The sequence below is a fragment of the Mesorhizobium sp. USDA 4132 genome (assembly GCF_056279545.1).
Window position 1 is genome coordinate 978,209 of the sequence record NZ_JBWCCP010000001.1, and the last position, 17,441, is coordinate 995,649.

At 61.3% G+C, this 17,441-nt stretch carries 15 protein-coding genes; 11 read left to right on the top strand and 4 right to left on the bottom strand.

What is annotated here, in order from left to right; translation table 11 throughout:
• Positions 1-20 precede the first annotated feature (20 nt).
• From ACZ9IU_RS04995 to ACZ9IU_RS05020, 6 genes are all read left to right on the top strand, one after another.
• Complete coding sequence (locus tag ACZ9IU_RS04995) at positions 21-572, top strand: LemA family protein (RefSeq protein ID WP_038540412.1); 552 nt, start codon at positions 21-23, stop codon at positions 570-572.
• Between the two features lie 87 nt (positions 573-659).
• The gene (locus ACZ9IU_RS05000; protein WP_157885219.1) at positions 660-1,934 is read left to right on the top strand and encodes a 3-phosphoshikimate 1-carboxyvinyltransferase; all 1,275 of its coding nucleotides are present in this window, start codon (positions 660-662) and stop codon (positions 1,932-1,934) included.
• A 33-nt stretch (positions 1,935-1,967) separates the two neighbouring features.
• Positions 1,968-3,896 carry a DUF2207 domain-containing protein gene (locus ACZ9IU_RS05005; RefSeq protein ID WP_038540418.1) on the top strand — a complete coding sequence of 643 codons (1,929 nt, stop codon included), beginning with the start codon at positions 1,968-1,970 and terminating at the stop codon, positions 3,894-3,896.
• A gap of 88 nt (positions 3,897-3,984) precedes the next feature.
• Positions 3,985-6,318, top strand: coding sequence for a glycine--tRNA ligase subunit beta (gene glyS / locus ACZ9IU_RS05010; protein ID WP_038540421.1), 2,334 nt, complete (start codon positions 3,985-3,987; stop codon positions 6,316-6,318).
• Positions 6,319-6,366: 48 nt separating this feature from the next.
• The gene (locus ACZ9IU_RS05015; protein ID WP_038540424.1) at positions 6,367-6,687 is read left to right on the top strand and encodes a type II toxin-antitoxin system RelE/ParE family toxin; all 321 of its coding nucleotides are present in this window, start codon (positions 6,367-6,369) and stop codon (positions 6,685-6,687) included.
• A 1-nt stretch (position 6,688) separates the two neighbouring features.
• A complete protein-coding gene (locus ACZ9IU_RS05020; protein ID WP_038540427.1) occupies positions 6,689-7,003 on the top strand; it encodes a helix-turn-helix domain-containing transcriptional regulator in 315 nt (104 codons plus the stop codon).
• An 86-nt stretch (positions 7,004-7,089) separates the two neighbouring features.
• Here ACZ9IU_RS05020 and ACZ9IU_RS05025 read toward each other — a convergent pair whose 3' ends face one another.
• From ACZ9IU_RS05025 to ACZ9IU_RS05040, 4 genes are all read right to left on the bottom strand, one after another.
• On the bottom strand, positions 7,090-8,943 hold the full coding sequence (locus tag ACZ9IU_RS05025) for a methyl-accepting chemotaxis protein (protein ID WP_038540430.1): 1,854 nt from the start codon (positions 8,941-8,943) through the stop codon (positions 7,090-7,092).
• 280 nt (positions 8,944-9,223) lie between these two features.
• Positions 9,224-9,742 carry a plant virulence effector HPE1-like domain-containing protein gene (locus tag ACZ9IU_RS05030; protein WP_051899653.1) on the bottom strand — a complete coding sequence of 173 codons (519 nt, stop codon included), beginning with the start codon at positions 9,740-9,742 and terminating at the stop codon, positions 9,224-9,226.
• Between the two features lie 100 nt (positions 9,743-9,842).
• Positions 9,843-11,114 carry a phosphoribosylamine--glycine ligase gene (gene purD / locus ACZ9IU_RS05035; RefSeq protein ID WP_038540433.1) on the bottom strand — a complete coding sequence of 424 codons (1,272 nt, stop codon included), beginning with the start codon at positions 11,112-11,114 and terminating at the stop codon, positions 9,843-9,845.
• Between the two features lie 146 nt (positions 11,115-11,260).
• The gene (locus tag ACZ9IU_RS05040) at positions 11,261-11,470 is read right to left on the bottom strand and encodes a hypothetical protein (RefSeq protein ID WP_038540434.1); all 210 of its coding nucleotides are present in this window, start codon (positions 11,468-11,470) and stop codon (positions 11,261-11,263) included.
• 226 nt (positions 11,471-11,696) lie between these two features.
• Here ACZ9IU_RS05040 and ACZ9IU_RS05045 point away from each other — a divergent pair, with 226 nt between their 5' ends.
• The 5 genes from ACZ9IU_RS05045 to ACZ9IU_RS05065 all read left to right on the top strand — a co-directional run bounded on the left by ACZ9IU_RS05045 (position 11,697) and on the right by ACZ9IU_RS05065 (position 17,379).
• Positions 11,697-13,994: a Tex family protein gene (locus tag ACZ9IU_RS05045; protein WP_038540437.1), complete on the top strand. Its 2,298-nt coding sequence runs from the start codon at positions 11,697-11,699 to the stop codon at positions 13,992-13,994.
• Between the two features lie 173 nt (positions 13,995-14,167).
• On the top strand, positions 14,168-15,424 hold the full coding sequence (locus ACZ9IU_RS05050) for a cyclopropane fatty acid synthase (protein ID WP_038540440.1): 1,257 nt from the start codon (positions 14,168-14,170) through the stop codon (positions 15,422-15,424).
• 121 nt (positions 15,425-15,545) lie between these two features.
• Entirely contained in the window at positions 15,546-16,298 is a 753-nt protein-coding gene (locus ACZ9IU_RS05055) for a hypothetical protein (protein WP_038540442.1), read from the top strand.
• A gap of 12 nt (positions 16,299-16,310) precedes the next feature.
• Positions 16,311-16,469, top strand: coding sequence for a hypothetical protein (locus ACZ9IU_RS05060; RefSeq protein ID WP_197569341.1), 159 nt, complete (start codon positions 16,311-16,313; stop codon positions 16,467-16,469).
• A gap of 100 nt (positions 16,470-16,569) precedes the next feature.
• Positions 16,570-17,379: a MipA/OmpV family protein gene (locus ACZ9IU_RS05065; protein WP_437179042.1), complete on the top strand. Its 810-nt coding sequence runs from the start codon at positions 16,570-16,572 to the stop codon at positions 17,377-17,379.
• Positions 17,380-17,441: the final 62 nt, after the last annotated feature.

Here is a 17,441-nt window from a genome sequence, read left to right on the forward strand (position 1 = left end):
GGCCAAGTCGGGAGACTCAGATGTACATTTTGATCGGCATAATTGTTCTCGTCGCACTCTACGTTGTTATGATCTACAACGGCCTCGTCAAAGCCCGCCAGATGGCGGAGGAGGCGTGGTCCGGCATCGACGTTCAGTTGAAGCGCCGCGCCGACCTGATCCCGAACCTGATAGAGACGGTCAAAGGATACGCGGCCCACGAAAAGGGTACGTTCGAGGAAGTCGTCAAGCTGCGCAACCAGGCGCAGGCGGTGCCGGCAGGCGATGTCGCCGGCCGCGCCCAGGCGGAAGGCTTGCTCGGCCAGGCGCTCGGCAAGATCATCGCGCTTGCCGAAGCCTATCCGGACCTGAAAGCAAACCAGAACTTCTCCGAACTGCAGGCCTCGCTCGAAACCATCGAGAGCGAGATCCAGATGTCGCGGCGATATTACAACGGCGCTGCCCGCGACCTGAACGTCAAGGTCGAGAGCTTCCCCAACAACCTGGTCGCCGGCCAGTTCGGTTTCTCGAAGCGCGAATATTTCGAGATCGAGAACGCGGCCGACCGGGCGGTCCCGACCGTCAAGTTCTGAAATCCGTCATTGGACCTTCGTGCCGCAACGGTTTAAGAGCGCGGTCGGCCGCTCGTTGCGGCATTCCATTGGCGTTAAGAGACGAATATCATGGGTAGAGCCAAACTCACCATCCTGCCGCCGGGCAAGCCGCTTTCCGGGCGTGCCATGCCGCCGGGTTCCAAGTCGATCACCAACCGCGCGCTGCTTCTGGCGGGCCTTGCCAGCGGCACCAGCCGGTTGACCGGTGCGCTACGGAGTGACGATACGCGCTACATGGCCGACGCTTTGCGGGCCATGGGTGTTTCGGTCGACGAACCGGACGAGACCACCTTCGTTGTGACGGGCAGTGGCAAGCTCCTGCCGCCGTCCGCCCCGCTGTTCCTCGGCAATGCCGGCACCGCGACCCGTTTCCTGACCGCAGCCGTCGCTTCGGTCGATGGCACCGTCGTCGTTGATGGCGACGAACACATGCGCAAGCGGCCGATCGGCCCGCTGGTCGCCGCCCTGAAGTCGCTCGGCATCGATGCCGAGGCGCCGACCGGCTGCCCGCCGGTGACGGTGCGCGGCAACGGTCATTTCGCCTCCGGCCGCGTCGAGATCGACGCCGGTCTCTCCAGCCAATACGTCTCGGCGCTGCTGATGGCGGGGCCGCTTGTCAGCCAGGGCGCCAACGCCCCGTTGACGGTTGCACTGGCCGGCGCGGAAATCGGTGCAAGGGGCTATGTGGACCTGACGCTCGCCGCCATGCAGGCCTTCGGCGCCAAGGTCGATCAGATCGATGCGGCGACCTGGAAGGTCGAACCGACCGGATATCGCGCGGCGGATTTCGTGATTGAACCGGACGCGTCGGCCGCCACTTATCTCTGGGCTGCGGAAGTCTTGACCGGCGGTGCCATCGACCTTGGCGTGGCGGCCACCGCCTTCACCCAACCGGATGCCAAGGCTTATGAGGTGATCGCGCAATTCCCGCACCTGCCGGCCGAAATCGACGGTTCGCAGATGCAGGATGCAGTGCCGACGCTCGCGGTGCTCGCCGCCTTCAACGAAACGCCGGTGCGTTTCACCGGTATTGCCAACCTGCGCGTCAAGGAATGCGACCGGGTGAGGGCGCTCTCGCTCGGCCTCAACGCCATTCGCGACGGCCTTGCGACGGAAGAGGGCGACGACCTGATCGTCGCCTCCGACCCGTTGCTTGCCGGCCAGACCTTATCCGCCGAGATCAATACCTTTGCCGACCACCGCATCGCCATGAGCTTTGCGCTGGCCGGGCTGATGATCGGCGGCGTCACCATTCTCGATCCCGATTGCGTCGCCAAGACCTTCCCCAGCTATTGGGACGTGCTGGCCTCGCTCGGCGTCGAATATACGGACATAGTTTAAGCGGAAAACCCGCCGAAGAGGAGGAATGTCGTGATGCGGTGGTTCTCCGGCTTTTGCCTGGCTCTGCTTTTCTCGCTGTCGGCGGCGCTGCCCGCCGCGGCGGAAGAATATATCCGCTCCTATCATTCCGACATCCAGGTCGCCGACAATGGCGACCTGACGGTGACCGAAACCATCATCGCCAATTCCGAAGGCGACAGGATCAAGCGCGGTCTGTTTCGCGACTTCCCGCTAACCATGACGGACGCCAACGGCCGCACCGTGCGGGTCGGCTTCGAGGTCGTTTCCGTCACCCGCGACGGCCAGGCCGAACCTTTCCATACGGAAAGTGTCACCGGCGGCATCCGCATCTATTCCGGCGACAAGGACGTGTTCCTCCGCGATGGCGAGCACACTTTCGTCTTCACCTACAAGACCGACCGGCAGATCCGTTATTTCGACGATCACGACGAACTTTACTGGAACGCCACCGGCAATGGCTGGGAATTCCGCATCGCCCAGGCCTCGGCGCGGGTAACCCTGCCTGCCGCCGCGCGGATCACCCAGACCGCCGCCTATGCCGGCCCGCTCGGCTCCACCGCTCGCAATGCCCGCATGCAGGCGAATGGCAATCAGGCGGTGTTCTCGACCACGAGGCCGCTCGGCGCGCAGGAGGGCCTGACGATCGTCGCGAGCTTTCCCAAGGGGGTTGTAGCCCCTCCGTCCAGGGATCAGCAAAGCGAATGGTGGTGGCGCGACAATATCGGGACGATCATCTCGATCGTCGGCCTCGTCCTCGTCGTCGGATATTATGCGCTTTTCTGGGGCCGCGTCGGTCGCGACCCGGATCGCGGCGTTGTGGTACCCCGCTGGGATGCACCTGATGGACTGTCGCCGGCTCTGGTCAACTACATCGACAACAAGGGTTTTTCCGGTGGCGGCTGGACCGCGTTTGCAGCAAGCGCGCTTGATCTGGCGGTCAAGGGTTACGTGACGCTGGAGGATCTCGCGGAAAAGATCGTCATCCGGCGTACCGGCAAGGCCGCGCCGAGGGAGGTGCCGATCGGCCAGGCCTCCATCCTCGGCTCCATCGACGCCAAGGGGCAGGAACTGATCATCGACGAGGCGCACGGCACCTCCGTCCAGTCGATCGGCGCAAGCTTCCGCCAGGCAATCGAGAAGGAACACCGCGGCAGATATTACAACGGCAACAAGGGTTATGTGATCGGCGGCGTCGTGCTGAGCGTGCTTTCCATCGTCTCTCTGGTCGTTTTCGGCAATCTCGAACCGGACATGATCGCGACGCTGATCATCCCGGTCTTTTTTGCCGTGGTCTTCGGCGTGCTCGCCGCCGCCTTCGGCAAGGGCCTGCGCCGCGGTTCGTCGTTGATTTCGAAAATCGTCTCGGTCGTTATCCTCGGTTTTATCGGCTTGGTGGCCCTGTCGATCGGGTCGGCGGTCGTGGTGGGGATCATGTCGGAAATGACCGGCGACGAGCATTGGCCGATCATGGTCTCGGTCGGCGGCATCGTGCTCGCCAACGTCATCTTCTTCTTCCTGATGGGCGCCCCGACGCCGCTCGGCCGCAAGCTGATGGACGGTATCGAGGGCCTGCGCATCTACCTGACGCTCGCCGAAAAGGACCGCATGAACACCGCCGGCGCACCCACGATGTCGCCGCAGCATTTCGAAAAGCTGCTGCCCTATGCGGTGGCCCTCGGCGTCGAAAAACCTTGGAGCAACACCTTCGAGGTCTGGCTTGCGAGCGCCGCCGCGGGCGCTGCCGTCGGCGCCTATGCGCCCGGCTGGTATAGCGGCAACTACGGCTCCAATTTCGGCGACCGCATCGGCGGCTTCTCCTCCTCGATGGCCTCCACCATCGCCTCGACCATCCCAGCGCCAAAATCCTCCTCGTCCTCCTCCGGCTTTTCCAGCGGTTCGTCCGGCGGTGGCGGAGGCGGTGGCGGCGGAGGCGGCTGGTAAACACTTTCGCCAATCCGGCTGGTGACTTTTGGCGGCGGGCTTGCTAAGGCCACGCCCTGTTGAACAATCATCAAAAAGTTGATTATCGATGCCCGATCTGCTTCTCGAACTCCGCTCGGAGGAAATTCCCGCCCGCATGCAGCGCAAGGCGGCGGGAGACCTGAAAAAGCTCGTCACCGACGCGCTGGTGGAAGCGGGACTGACCTATGAGGGTGCGCGCGAGTACTGGACGCCGCGCCGCCTGACGCTCGATATCCGTGGCCTGACGGCCCGATCCGCAGATCAGCGCGAGGAGCGCAAGGGTCCGCGCACCGACGCGCCGGAAGGCGCCATCGCCGGCTTTTTGCGCGGTGCGGGTCTTTCATCTATCTCCGAGGCCCAGGTCGTCAACGACCCGAAGAAGGGCGATTTCTATGTCGCGGTCATCTCCAAGCCCGGCCGTCCGGCGGAAGAAATCATCGCCGAGGTGATGCCCGGCATCATCCGCAATTTCCCCTGGCCGAAATCGATGCGCTGGGGCGCCGCCTCGATGCCGAAGGGTGCACGCTTTGCCGGCATCGACGGCAAGGGTCCGGAGAGTCTCCGCTGGGTGCGCCCGCTGCAGTCGATCGTCTGCGTCTTCGGTCCGGAACATGACGAGACCCAGGTCATTCCCTTCGAGATCGACGGGTTGGCCGCCAGCAACATCACTTACGGCCATCGGTTCCACGCGCCTGACGCCATCACCGTGCGCCGTTTTGACGACTACGTGACGAGCCTCGAAAAGGCGAAGGTCATGCTCGATGCGGACCGCCGCAAGGACGTCATCCTGCACGATGCCCGCGACCTCGCCTTCGCCAACGGCCTCGAACTGGTCGAGGACGAAGGCCTGCTGGAAGAAGTCTCCGGCCTCGTCGAATGGCCGCATGTGCTGATGGGCGAGTTCGAAGAGGATTATCTCGAAATCCCGGCCGAAATCATCCGCCTGACCATCAAGACCAATCAGAAGTGCTTCGTCACTCGCCCGCAGACCGGTGGGGAAGGGCTCTCCAACCGCTTCATCCTGATCTCGAACATCGAGGCGAAGGATGGCGGCAAGGAGATCATGCACGGCAACGGCAAGGTCGTGCGCGCCCGCCTCTCCGACGCCAAGCATTTCTGGACCCGTGACCAGGGCGACATGCCGGACTTGGACACGCTGGAAGCATCAGCCGCGAAGTTCGGTCTGGACCTCAAGAAGCCACTCGACCAGCGGATGGCAAAGCTCGACGCGCTGAACGTGACCTTCCACGCCAAACTCGGGACACAGGGCGAACGCGTGGAACGTATCCGAGCTTTGGCGAAGAAACTGGCGGAGGTCACCGGTGCCGATCCGACACTCGTCGATCGTGCCGCGGTGCTGGCGAAGGCCGATCTGCGCACCGAAGCCGTTGGCGAATTTCCCGAACTGCAGGGCCTGATGGGCCGCAAATACGCGATGCTTCAGGGTGAGGACGCCTCGGTTGCTGCCGCCATCGAAGACCACTGGAAGCCGAATGGCCCTTCAGATCGTCTGCCGGAGGACAAGGTCGGGTTGACAGTCGCACTGGCTGATAAGCTTGATACATTGGTTGGTTTCTGGGCGATTGACGAAAAGCCGACTGGCTCTAAGGACCCCTTCGCGCTGCGGCGTGCGGCACTCGGAGTGGTGCGCATCCTATTGGAGCGGAAGGTCAGGCTGCCGCTAATTTCGCAGTTAGTTCATCCCACTCGTTTCGCTTGGATACATGCGAATATCGCTGAACAGCGCCGATTGAATGAAGGCGCCGCAAAAAACAATAGGCAGGCAACTGTTCAGTTTCAGCAGTTGGCAGCACAGGCTACGGAGATCGGTAATAGGCTTCGCTTCCAAGCTGCTATTCAGCCAGATGAGGCGAGGCAAATATCCGACCTCCTCTCCTTCTTCCACGACCGCCTCAAAGTCTACCTCCGCGACCAGGGCGCCCGCCACGACCTCATCGACGCCGTCCTGACGCCCGACTCCGACGACCTCCTGATGGTGGCCCGCCGCGTCGAGGCGCTGACGGCGTTCATCACTTCGGAAGACGGCAAGAACCTGCTCGCCGGCACCAAACGCGCCGTGCAGCTGCTCGCCGCGGAAGAGAAGAAGGGCACCGTCGTCGCCGATGGCGTTTCGGAAGAACTGCTGAGGCTCGATGCCGAAAAGGCGCTCTGGGCGGCGATCGTCGTCGCCTCGAAGGAAGCGGCCGAGGCTGTCGCCAAGGAAGACTTCCGCTCGGCCATGGAAGCCCTGTCGAAACTCCGTGTCCCGGTCGACAAGTTCTTCGAGGACGTGCTCGTCAACGACGAGGACGCCGCCATCCGCGCCAACCGCCTGGCCCTCCTGAAGGCCATCCGCGAAGCGACCGCGACCGTCGCGGACTTTTCCAAGATCAGCGGCTGAACATCCGACGCTATTGGATGATGGTGACGCATATGTTACCATCATCCAATGAAAATCACTGAATATCTTGAGCCAGATGGATCGAGCCCGTTCGGGCGGTGGTTTTCGAAGATCGAGTCCCGCGCGGCCTCGAAGGTGACGATTGCGCTGGAGCGGATCGGACAAGGCAACCTCTCGAACGTGAAGTCGGTCGGCGCCGGAGTGCTGGAATACCGGATCGACTATGGGCCGGGCTACCGGATTTATTTCGGTCGGGACGGCGAGCAACTGGTGATCCTGCTGGTCGGCGGAACCAAAAAGCGCCAGCAAAATGATATCGAGACCGCACTTGGCTATTGGCAGAACTACAAATCCAGGAAGGGAAGCTGAGATGGCCCTGACACGCGAATTCAAGGAAACGGTGATGGCCCGGCTGGATCAGGATCCGGCGTTTCGCGCCGCGTTGCTTTCGGATGCGGTCGAACTTCTTCTGGAAGGCGATCTCGAAACCGGTAAGAGCGTGCTGCGCGATTTCATCAACGCCACGATCGGTTTCGAGACATTGGCCGAAAAAGTCGATATGCCGGCCAAGAGCCTGATGCGAATGTTCGGGCCAAAAGGCAATCCGCGTGCCGATAATCTGTTCAATGTCATACGACAATTGCAGGAAAGCTCGGGCATCCACCTGGCAGTGGCCGCCGCCTGACCTTAACCCCCCAAACAAAAAACCGCCGGCTCTTTCGACCCGGCGGTTCCTCCGTCCCCTGTATGGACCCATCTGTTGGATTGGCGTCAGCTGGCGCGGCGCATCTTCTGGGCGACGCGGTTGAGGCTGCCGGCGCCGGCATTGTAGCCGGTGTCCTGGTTGGCACTGATGCGGAAGCTGCTGATCAGGTTCAAGAGTTCGTCGGTATCGGCCGCAAGCGCCTCGGCCGAGGCGGTGGTTTCTTCCGCCATCGCCGCATTGTGCTGGGTGGCCGCGTCGAGCTGGTTCAGCGACGACGAGATCGAGCGCAGCGTGGTGTCCTGTTCGGAGGCCGAATGGGCGATCTTGCCGACGATGTCGCTCGCCGCCTTCACCTGGTTGGAGATCCGCTTCAGCGCTTCGCCGGCCTCGCCGACGAGGCGCACGCCGTTCTGCACCTGGCCGGAAGAACGCGAGATCTGGTCCTTGATCTCTTTTGCCGCAGCGGCGGAGCGCTGCGCGAGTTCGCGCACTTCCTGGGCGACGACCGCAAAACCCTTGCCGGATTCCCCGGCGCGGGCCGCTTCCACGCCGGCATTCAAGGCCAGCAGGTTGGTCTGGAAGGCGATGTCGTCGATCACCCCGATGATCTTGGAGATCTCTTCCGACGAATGTTCGATACCGCCCATCGCGTCGATCGCCTGGGCGACGATCTGGTCGGAGCGGTTGGCCTCGGCGCTGACCGAGGTGACCCGCTGGGCGGCCTCATGCGCACCTTCCGCCGTCTGGCGGACGGCGACGGCGAGTTCGTCGAGGGCGGCCGACGTCTCTTCGAGATTGGCGGCCTGGCGTTCGGTGCGCTGCGACAGCTCGTTCGAGGCGCGGCGGATTTCCTCCTTGGAACCGCCGATATCGATGCCCTTGGCATTGACCTTGCTCATCGCCGCTTCGAGGTGGACGAGCGCCTCGTTGAAGTTGTGGCGCAGCGTTTCGTAGCGGGCCCCGAGATCGGCGCAGCGAACCGTGAGGTCGCCATGGGCCAGCGCTTCGAGCGCTTCGCCGATGGTGGAGACGACGCGGGTCTGCAGCGCTGCTTCCTGCTGCTGCATGTCGAGGTTCTGCTGGCGCTCGCGGTCGAGCTCGGTCTTCTGCTTTTCCTCGCGGGCGGCCATCGCATGCCGTTCGCGGATCTTTTCCTGCAGCGCCTGCGTCGCCTTCGCCATCATCCCCACTTCGTTCGACATGTCCGTATGCGGGATCGTCGCGGTGACATTTTCGTCGGCGACGGCCTGCAATGCGCCATGCACGGCGGCCAGAGGCCTGGTAATATTGCGGATGACGATCAGGGCGACACCGAGTGCAAGCAGGAAGGCGAGGAAACCGACGCCGACCACTTCCAGGATCGTCTTGTTGATCTTGACGTCGAGGTCGTCGGTGTAGACGCCCGTGCCGACAATGATCTGCCAGGGTTCAAAGGCGCGGGAGTAGGCAGCCTTCTGGAAAACCTGGTCGGCCGGCATGCCTGGCTTTTCCCAATAATAGGTGGTAACGCCGCCGCCGGCACGGCCCTTGGCGACCATCTCTTCGCGGAACAGGTTGCCCATCTTGTCCGGCTGACCCTTCTGGTTCACGCCGACCAGCTTGGGATTGTAGTGGAACTGCGTGACCGTGTCGTAGTTCAGGCCGAAGATGTAGCCGGCCGGCTCGTATTTGATCCCTGCTACGGTTGCGTAAGCCAGTTTCTGCGCATCCTCGTGCTTCAGTTCGCCCGATTTTTCCCGGTCGTAATAGGATTGCAGGATGGAAATGCCGGACTCCACCTGGGTGCGCAGCATGTCGTAGCGCTCGGAATAGATCGAGGCGATCGAGGCGCGGATCTGATAGTAGGTGACAGCCGTGAAAGCCACCATAAGCGCTGCCACCATGGCCAATAACTGGTGGGAGATCTTGAGATTCTTCATGTTTCGACTCACTTTCAGGCAGCCGAACTCTCCCGGAGGAGCCGGAGCGGGACGAAGTTTTTGGGGGAAGGCGCGTTCTGCACCGGTCACGTGCTACACCGCACTATGACGGGAGAGTGATCCCGAATATTTGAATAAAAATTTAATTATCCGGGCCTTGACAGCCGCAAATGCGAATATTTTGGGCAGGTCGGATTTGATGATGCGCAATTTACGCGCATACCGGGAAAGGCTGTTCTCGGAGCACTTTCTGCTATGTAAATATAATGATATTCTAAACTTAGAAGCGATCGGTGCGCAGTTCGAACGTGTCGAGCGCCAGCGGCTTCGGTGTAAGGGATGCTTCGACGATCCCGACCTCAGCCTTGCCGATGGTCTTCACCGCGCTGGTCAGGGCGTCGGCGTCGATGCCGTCACTTTTGGCTTCTGCGGTCGCGATCTGCGTTTCGGTGGAGCCGTTGGTGGTCGGGTGAAGCTCGGCGATGGCGTTTTCCTCGGCCATCCATTTGGGAAGCTTGCTGACATGGATCACCGGTGAGCCGCCAAGCCAGGCCTCGGTACGGGCCAGCTTCTTTTCACCGTTGATCTCGATGATCTCAGTCTTCTGGATCCCTGCCGGCAGATCGGGAACCTTGTAGGTTGCCTCGTCCGATTTGGGCGCTACGGCGCTCGGGCAGCTTGCGCAGCTCTTGGTGAGGATGCTGACGCCCGCCTTGTGCGTGTTGTCGATCACCGTGATCGACGACGCGAAAGCCGAACTGCTTGCAAACACCAGAACTGTAGCCAGAACGAGACGCATAACCGGGAATCCTTCTTGAGGTCTCCCATGATTATCGCGGCTTCGTTTCGATCCCGTCTGGATAATCGGTAAATTTTAAATGAAACGACCGTTCCGGCACTCAGTTCTTTTCGCGCGTCACCGCCTGCCAGCCGATATCGCGGCGGCAAAAGCCGTTTTCCCATTCGACCTGGTCCACGAGCCTGTAGGCGCGAGCTTGCGCATCTGCGGCGGTCTTGGCGGTCGCCGTAACGTTCAGCACACGGCCGCCGGTTGCGACGAGAGTGCCATCCTTGAGCGCCGTTCCGGCATGAAAGACTTTCTCGCCGGCAGCGCCCTCGGGCAGATGGGCGATCGGTGTATTCTTGTCATAGGCGCCCGGATAACCCTTGGAAGCCATCACCACGGTCAGCGCCACGTCGTCGTTCCATTCGGCGGAAACCTTGTCGAGCGTTCCGATCGCCGCCGCATGGAGCAGGTCGAGCAGGTCGCTCTTCAGCCGCATCATCAGCACCTGGCATTCGGGATCGCCGAAGCGGACATTGTATTCGATCAGTTCCGGGCCCTTGGCCGTGATCATCAACCCGGCGAAGAACACGCCGGTGAACGGATATCCACTTTCCGCCATGCCGCGGATGGTCGGCTCGATGATCTCCTTCATGGTGCGCGCAACCATGTCCGGCGTCATCACCGGGGCAGGCGAATAGGCGCCCATGCCGCCGGTGTTCGGGCCGGTATCGCCGTCGCCGACCCGTTTGTGGTCCTGGGCCGTGGCAAGCGCCAGTGCGGTCTTGCCGTCGGAAAGGCAGAAGAAGCTTGCCTCCTCGCCATCGAGATAGGCTTCGACCACCACTTCCGCACCGGCCGCCCCGAAGGCGCCGTCGAAACAGTCGTCGATCGCCGCAAGCGCCTCGTCGATCGCCATGGCGACGGTGACGCCCTTGCCGGCGGCAAGCCCGTCTGCCTTGACGACGATCGGTACGCCCTGTTCGCGCACATAGGCCTTCGCCTCGGCCGCATCGGTGAAGCGGCGATAGGCGCCGGTCGGGATATCATAGCGGGCGCAGAGATCCTTGGTGAAACCCTTCGAGCCTTCGAGCTGGGCGGCGGTAGCAGACGGGCCGAAGGTCGCGATGCCCTTGGCGCGCAGCACATCGGCGAGCCCGGCCACCAGAGGCGCTTCCGGCCCGATCACGACGAGCTCGATCGCATTGTCGAGGCAGAAGGACGCCACGCAGGCATGATCGTCGATGTCGAGGGACAAGAGTTCGGCATGATCGGCGATGCCGGGATTGCCGGGTGCGGCATAGAGTTTGCCGAGTTTCGGAGACTGCGCGAGTTTCCAGGCGAGCGCATGCTCGCGTCCACCCGAACCGATCAAGAGAACCTTCATGTCTCGCCCTCGTCTGCGCTGAAAACCTTGGCCTTGCGCGGCGGTTAAGGGGAGGGGAGGCAAAGGTCAAGGGCCAAGGCTTAGGTGGCCTCCCATCTTCTGTCCGTCATGGCGTTTCGATGGGAGGCCGTCGCGTTCGATAAAGGTCAGAATTCACCGCGCCGGTTTTTCGCGCCGCGGCGGATATCCAGCGTCGTCTGGAAGATCACCTTGTTCCGATAGGCGAGGAAAGGCACCGGTTCGTTCCGAAAGGACGCATCGTCCAGCTTCTGTTCGAGATAGGAAATGGCAGCCTCTAGCTCTTCATTGGCGACCGCCGTGTCAAATGCCAGTGTCCTGGCGGCTTTTTTGGGCATTCGTATCTCCATTCGGCCACATCATGCGGCGGAATGGTTTTAATGGCCTCTTGCCGGAGGTGAGAGTGCATTGGTTCTTTTCCACAGGGCCTTGGTTAGCGGCCGGTCAACCCGTGTTTCGTTTCGGCACGGTTGGTTGAAAGCAAATTGTGGAACCGGCATTCGCCACGTTGCCTTGCCACAAACTTCGACTATGGTCGCGCCTCCCATTTGAACGAGGACGCCCATGGCCGCCGATCTCCGTTTCCTTGCCGCCGCGATTGCTGCGGAAATCAATGCCCGTCCCGAACAGGCTGCCGCCGCGATCGGGCTGATCGACGACGGTGCCACCGTGCCGTTCATCGCCCGCTACCGCAAGGAAGTGACGGGTGGGCTGGACGATACGCAGCTGCGCAACCTGGCAGAACGGCTGGTCTACTTGCGCGAACTCGAAGCGCGCCGCTCCACCATCGTCGACCAGATCAATTCGCAGGGCAAGATGACCGACGAGCTTGCCGTAAAGATCGGCAAGGCGACGACCAAGGCCGAGCTCGAAGACCTTTATCTCCCTTACAAGCCGAAGCGCCGCACCCGCGCTGAGATTGCCCGCGAGCGTGGCCTCGGCCCGCTTGCCGAGGCGATCTGGGCCGACCGCAGCGTCGATCCGGCAAAGCTTGCCGAAGCTTATGTCAAGGACGAGGTCGCCGACGTGAAGGGTGCGCTCGAAGGCGCCCGCGATATCGTCGCCGAGACGTTCTCCGAAAATGCCGACCTGCTCGGAAAGCTGCGCCAGCATATGCGGGCCGGAGCGACGCTGAAGGCCAAAGTGGTCGACGGCAAGCAGGAGGCCGGCGCAAAATTCTCCGACTATTTCGACCATTCCGAACGCTGGGCGACGGCGCCCGGCCACCGGGCGCTCGCCATGCTGCGCGGCTGGAACGAGGAGTTCCTGACCCTGACGATCGAGGTCGACCAGGACGATCCGTCGCCGGTCAAGCCCGCCCAGCGCATCATCGCGCTTGCCTTCGACATCCGGGACCGGGGTGCCGCCGACCGCTGGCTGATGGAAGCCGCCGGCTGGACCTGGCGCGTCAAGCTCTCGGTGTCGTTGTCGCTCGACCTGATGCGCGAACTGCGCGAGCGCGCCGAGGAGGAGGCGATCCACGTCTTCGCCCGCAACCTCAAGGATCTGCTGCTCGCCGCACCCGCCGGCTCGCGCACCACGATGGGCCTCGATCCGGGCATCCGCACCGGCGTCAAGGTGGCAATCGTCGATGCCACCGGCAAGCTGCTGGAAACCACGACCGTCTATCCGTTCCCGCCGAAGAACGACATCCGCGGCACCCAGGCCGAACTCGCCGCGCTCATCCGCAAGCACAATGTCGAGTTGATCGCCATCGGCAACGGCACCGGCAGCCGCGAGACGGAAAAGCTGGTCGCCGACATGCTGTTGAACCTGCCTGGGCAGAAGCCCACCAAAGTCATCGTCTCGGAAGCCGGCGCCTCGGTCTATTCGGCGTCGGAAACCGCCGCCCTCGAATTCCCCGGCCTCGACGTGTCGCTGCGTGGCGCCGTTTCCATCGCCCGCCGCCTGCAGGATCCGCTGGCGGAACTCGTCAAGATCGAACCGAAATCGATCGGCGTCGGCCAGTACCAGCACGATGTCGACCAGGGGAAACTCTCTCGCTCGCTGGATGCCGTGGTCGAAGATGCAGTGAACGCCGTCGGCGTTGATTTGAACATGGCGTCCGCACCGCTGCTTTCGCGTGTTTCCGGCCTCAGCCGCACGATTGCCGAGGCGATCGTCGCCCATCGCGACCAGAACGGCGCGTTTTCGAGCCGTAAGGACCTGCTGAAGGTCGCCCGTCTCGGAAACCGTACGTTTGAACAGGCGGCAGGCTTCCTGCGCATTCCGAACGGCAAGGAGCCGCTGGATTCGTCCGCCGTCCATCCGGAAGCCTATGGCGTCGCCAAGAAGATCGTCGCCGCCTGCGGCCGCGACCTGCGCTCGCTGATGGGTGACAGTGCGGCGCTCAAGGCACTCGACCCGAAGCGGTTCATCGACGAAACCTTCGGCCTGCCGACTGTCAAGGACATCATCGCCGAGCTGGAAAAGCCCGGCCGCGACCCGCGCCCGAGCTTCAAGACCGCCACCTTTGCCGAAGGCGTGGACGAGATCACCGACCTGAAGCCGGGCATGATGCTCGAAGGCACGGTCACCAACGTGGCCGCCTTCGGCGCTTTCGTCGATATCGGCGTGCACCAGGACGGCCTTGTCCACGTTTCGCAGCTGGCCGACCGTTTCGTTAAGGATCCGCATGAGGTGGTAAAGGCCGGCGACGTCGTCAAAGTGCGCGTTGTCGAGGTCGATGTGAAGCGCAAGAGAATTGCGCTGACCATGCGCAAGGACGGCGGCGAAGCGGCACCCGCTCCGCGCGGCGACCGCGACGTCCGGCCGGTTAACCCGAAAATGATGAAAACTGAAAAACCTTCATCTCAGGGCGCTTTCGGCGCAGCACTCGCGGAAGCTTTAAAACGCAAGTGATTTTGGCCGGCTTCGGCAGAATTTCAATTATAGGATGCGGGTCGTCAGGCGGGGGTTTGACGGCCTGCTTTTTTATGTCATTTTGATGGCTGCAATGTGCTTGAAAGTCGCAGGGAAACGATTAGATTTTGGATTAGTAAGGCACCCTTAGTATTATTATTGGAGGTGGGTCCGTGGCCTCGTCCCTTCACAATCTTCTCAGCAAAATCATCAAGACTGGAACTTTGATCGTACGCGGCTCGGGAGGTGAGCAACGTTACGGGAGCGGCGGCGGGCGGTCCGTTTCGATACGGTTTATCGACGAAGCCGCCGAACGCGAACTGGTGGCGGATCCTCCCTTGAAGCTCGGCGAGCTCTACATGGACGGCCGTCTCGTCATCGATGACGGCGACATCTATGAGTTCCTTGCGCTGATCAAGGACAATACCCTCAGCGAAGGACTGACCTTCGGCATGATCTGGCGCGGCATCGCCCGCGTGCTGGTTTCCCAGTTCCGCAATCGCGTGCCGATCAACCATAACCGACGCAACGTCGCCCATCATTACGACCTCGACGAAAAGCTGTTCTCGCTCTTCCTCGACGAGGACTGGCAATATTCCTGCGCCTATTTCAACCCGCCGGGCATTTCGCTCGACGAGGCGCAGATCGCCAAGAAGCGCCATATCGTTGCCAAGCTGCTTGCCGAGCCCGGGCAGAAGGCGCTGGAAATCGGTTCCGGCTGGGGTGGCATGGCCATGTATCTGTCGGAATCCTCCGGCGTCGACGTGACCGGCATCACGCTCTCGACCGCGCAGCTCAAGATTTCGAACCAACGCGCCGCCAAGCGCGGTCTTGCCAACAGCGTCCGCTTCGAGCTGCAGGACTATTATTATCTGCCGCCGGATAAGCGCTACGACCGCATCGTTTCCGTCGGCATGTTCGAGCATGTCGGCCGGCTGAACTATCCCAAGTTCTTCGGCAAGGTGAACGACGTGCTCGCCGATGACGGCGTCATGGTGCTGCATTCGATCGGCCAGCCCTATCCGGCCCTCATCAACAATCCCTGGATCGAGAAATACATCTTCCCGGGCGGTTATATACCGGCGCTTTCGGAAGTGATGCCGTCGATCGAGAAGGCGGGCCTGCTCGTCTCCGACATCGAAATCCTGCCGATGCATTATGCGCACACGCTGCGCCACTGGCGCGAGCGGTTCATGGCCAACAAGGAGAAGGCTGCGGCACTTTACGACGAACGGTTCGTGCGGATGTGGGAGTTCTATCTCGCCGGTTCGGAAATGGCCTTCACCCACGAAAGCTTCTTCATCTTCCAGATGCAGATCGTCAAGAAGCGCACCGCCGTTCCGGACAACCGCGACTACATCTACGAGCGCGAGGCGGAACTGAAAGCCTTCGAAGAGAGCCGCATCCCGCTCGACAAGGTAGCGGTGTGAACTGGGTTAACCCCTATGCAAGTATAAATTAACCTTTGGTTCCGGTACCTATCTTGGAAAACGGTATGGCGCCCTCTATGGTTCAGCATCTGGTCCGCAACTTGCCAAGGTTGTGGAGCCGATGCTGGGCAATGGGGGCATTCGCGTGGTTAAACAAGTCTTTTCTATCGTCGTTAGAAATTGGATTTATTATTTCGTATGGATAATAATTTCCGTTCTGCTATCGGTATTCGAAGAAATTTCTGGGAGTTCTTCGTCGAATATTGCTTCTTTTTTTCCAACAATTTACCTGGCGATGTGGGTGCAAATCTCAATAATACGGGAAACGACATTTGAGTTCAGCGCGAAGCCGGAGTTTTACAAAGGATTTTTCGGTTATTCTCTGAAATTTATTACACTAGCGATAATTGCAGCCGGACTTTCTCTGCCGGCCTTTCTATGGTTTGCAGCGGTGTTCAACGGCCGTACAGTTGGCTGGCTGATGGTGTCGACCACGGCACTGGTCGTAATTTATGCGGCCTCGATGTCGTTGGTCGGTACTTGGCCGACATCCAACATTACGGGGATCAGAACATCGCTTAAGGCGGCTTGGGCTCGGGGTGCTCCGAATTTCCTGACGACTTTCGGGCACCTCGCCGTCTCTTTGGTAGCCATGTCCGCTATGTCGCTGGTTATCGGTGCTATAGGCACGGCAGCATTTGGGACGATGCTGGTGCCGGCCGGAGTGCCAAATATACCTCTGATATTGGTCGTAATGGTTGCGCTTTCCATTAATGCTATAGGCATCACGTACGGAGCTGCTGTCCTGGCGAATGTCTATATGCGGCACGAGGTAGATGAGCCACCGCTTGCGGTCTCACCCGTAAATGCTTGAGCGGTTCCTCGGGTGGGCAGTAGAACCAGTCATGACGAACGCCTCTTCCGGATGCAGATCGTCAAGAAACGCACGGCCGTTCCGGACAACCGCGACTACATCTACGAGCGCGAGGCGGAACTGAAAGCCTTCGAAGAGAGCCGCATCCCGCTCGACAAGGTAGCGGTGTGATTTTTCGCTTGGTTAACAAGCTGGCAATGCAAATGCGATAATAGAACAGAAATCCCCAGTGGGATCTCTGTTCTGTTTTGCGTTTTCAGGATCCGTTGCCATGTCCATGCCTGTCCGGGCTGCCCTTTTTCTTTCCATTTTTTCGATTGTTTCCTCGGGGAGCGCCGAGGCTCAGGAAGGCTTCTGGTCCGGTGACTGGTACCTGACGCTCGGCGGCGCCGGTTTCGTGGCGCCGAAATTCGAGGGTGACAACGGCCGCAGCCTGCAGTTCTCGCCGATCATCTCGCTCGGCCGCCAGAACGCCAAACAGGCGCGGTTCTCTTCCCGCAATGACAACATCTCCTTCGCGCTGATCGACCAGGGTTCGATCCGCGCCGGCGTGGCGGCGAAGCTGATCATGCCGCGCGATGATGACACGTCCGACGATCTCAAGGGTCTGAAAAAGGTGAAGCTCGGCGGCGAGGTCGGTGGCTTCATCGATATCTATCCGACCGATTGGATCCGCGCCCGCGCCGAAGTCCGCCAGGGCATCCGCAGCCATGACGGCGTCGTCGCCGATGTCTCGGTCGACGCTTTCACCGATCTTCAGCCGGATCTCAGGCTTTCCGGTGGTCCGCGCGCGACCTGGGCAAGCAACGGCTACAACGACGCCTATTACAAGGTGACCCCGAGCCAGTCGGCGGCATCGGGTCTCTCCGCCTACGATCCGGGCGGCGGCCTGCATTCGGTCGGCGTCGGTGCGGCGCTGACCTGGAAGGCGACCGAGAAACTCGAGCTCACCTCGTTTGCCGAATACAAGCGGCTGACCGGCGATGTCGCCGACAGCAGTCTCGTGCGCGAACGCGGTTCGAAAAATCAGCTGATGTTCGGCGTTTCGGCAAGTTACAAATTCGGCTTCTCGCTTCCCTAAGTCGTGAGCGTGCTCACGACGGAAGGCGCGGACGCGTCCGCGCCCTAATGCGTGGGCTTTCC

Coding starts and splice junctions, on each gene's coding strand:
- ACZ9IU_RS04995 (WP_038540412.1), top strand. CDS start 21: ATGTACATTTTGATCGGCATAATTGTTCTCGTCGCACTCTACGTTGTT.
- ACZ9IU_RS05005 (WP_038540418.1), top strand. CDS start 1,968: ATGCGGTGGTTCTCCGGCTTTTGCCTGGCTCTGCTTTTCTCGCTGTCG.
- glyS (WP_038540421.1), top strand. CDS start 3,985: ATGCCCGATCTGCTTCTCGAACTCCGCTCGGAGGAAATTCCCGCCCGC.
- ACZ9IU_RS05015 (WP_038540424.1), top strand. CDS start 6,367: ATGAAAATCACTGAATATCTTGAGCCAGATGGATCGAGCCCGTTCGGG.
- ACZ9IU_RS05020 (WP_038540427.1), top strand. CDS start 6,689: ATGGCCCTGACACGCGAATTCAAGGAAACGGTGATGGCCCGGCTGGAT.
- ACZ9IU_RS05025 (WP_038540430.1), bottom strand. CDS start 8,943: ATGAAGAATCTCAAGATCTCCCACCAGTTATTGGCCATGGTGGCAGCG.
- ACZ9IU_RS05030 (WP_051899653.1), bottom strand. CDS start 9,742: ATGCGTCTCGTTCTGGCTACAGTTCTGGTGTTTGCAAGCAGTTCGGCT.
- purD (WP_038540433.1), bottom strand. CDS start 11,114: ATGAAGGTTCTCTTGATCGGTTCGGGTGGACGCGAGCATGCGCTCGCC.
- ACZ9IU_RS05040 (WP_038540434.1), bottom strand. CDS start 11,470: ATGCCCAAAAAAGCCGCCAGGACACTGGCATTTGACACGGCGGTCGCC.
- ACZ9IU_RS05045 (WP_038540437.1), top strand. CDS start 11,697: ATGGCCGCCGATCTCCGTTTCCTTGCCGCCGCGATTGCTGCGGAAATC.
- ACZ9IU_RS05055 (WP_038540442.1), top strand. CDS start 15,546: ATGCTGGGCAATGGGGGCATTCGCGTGGTTAAACAAGTCTTTTCTATC.
- ACZ9IU_RS05065 (WP_437179042.1), top strand. CDS start 16,570: ATGTCCATGCCTGTCCGGGCTGCCCTTTTTCTTTCCATTTTTTCGATT.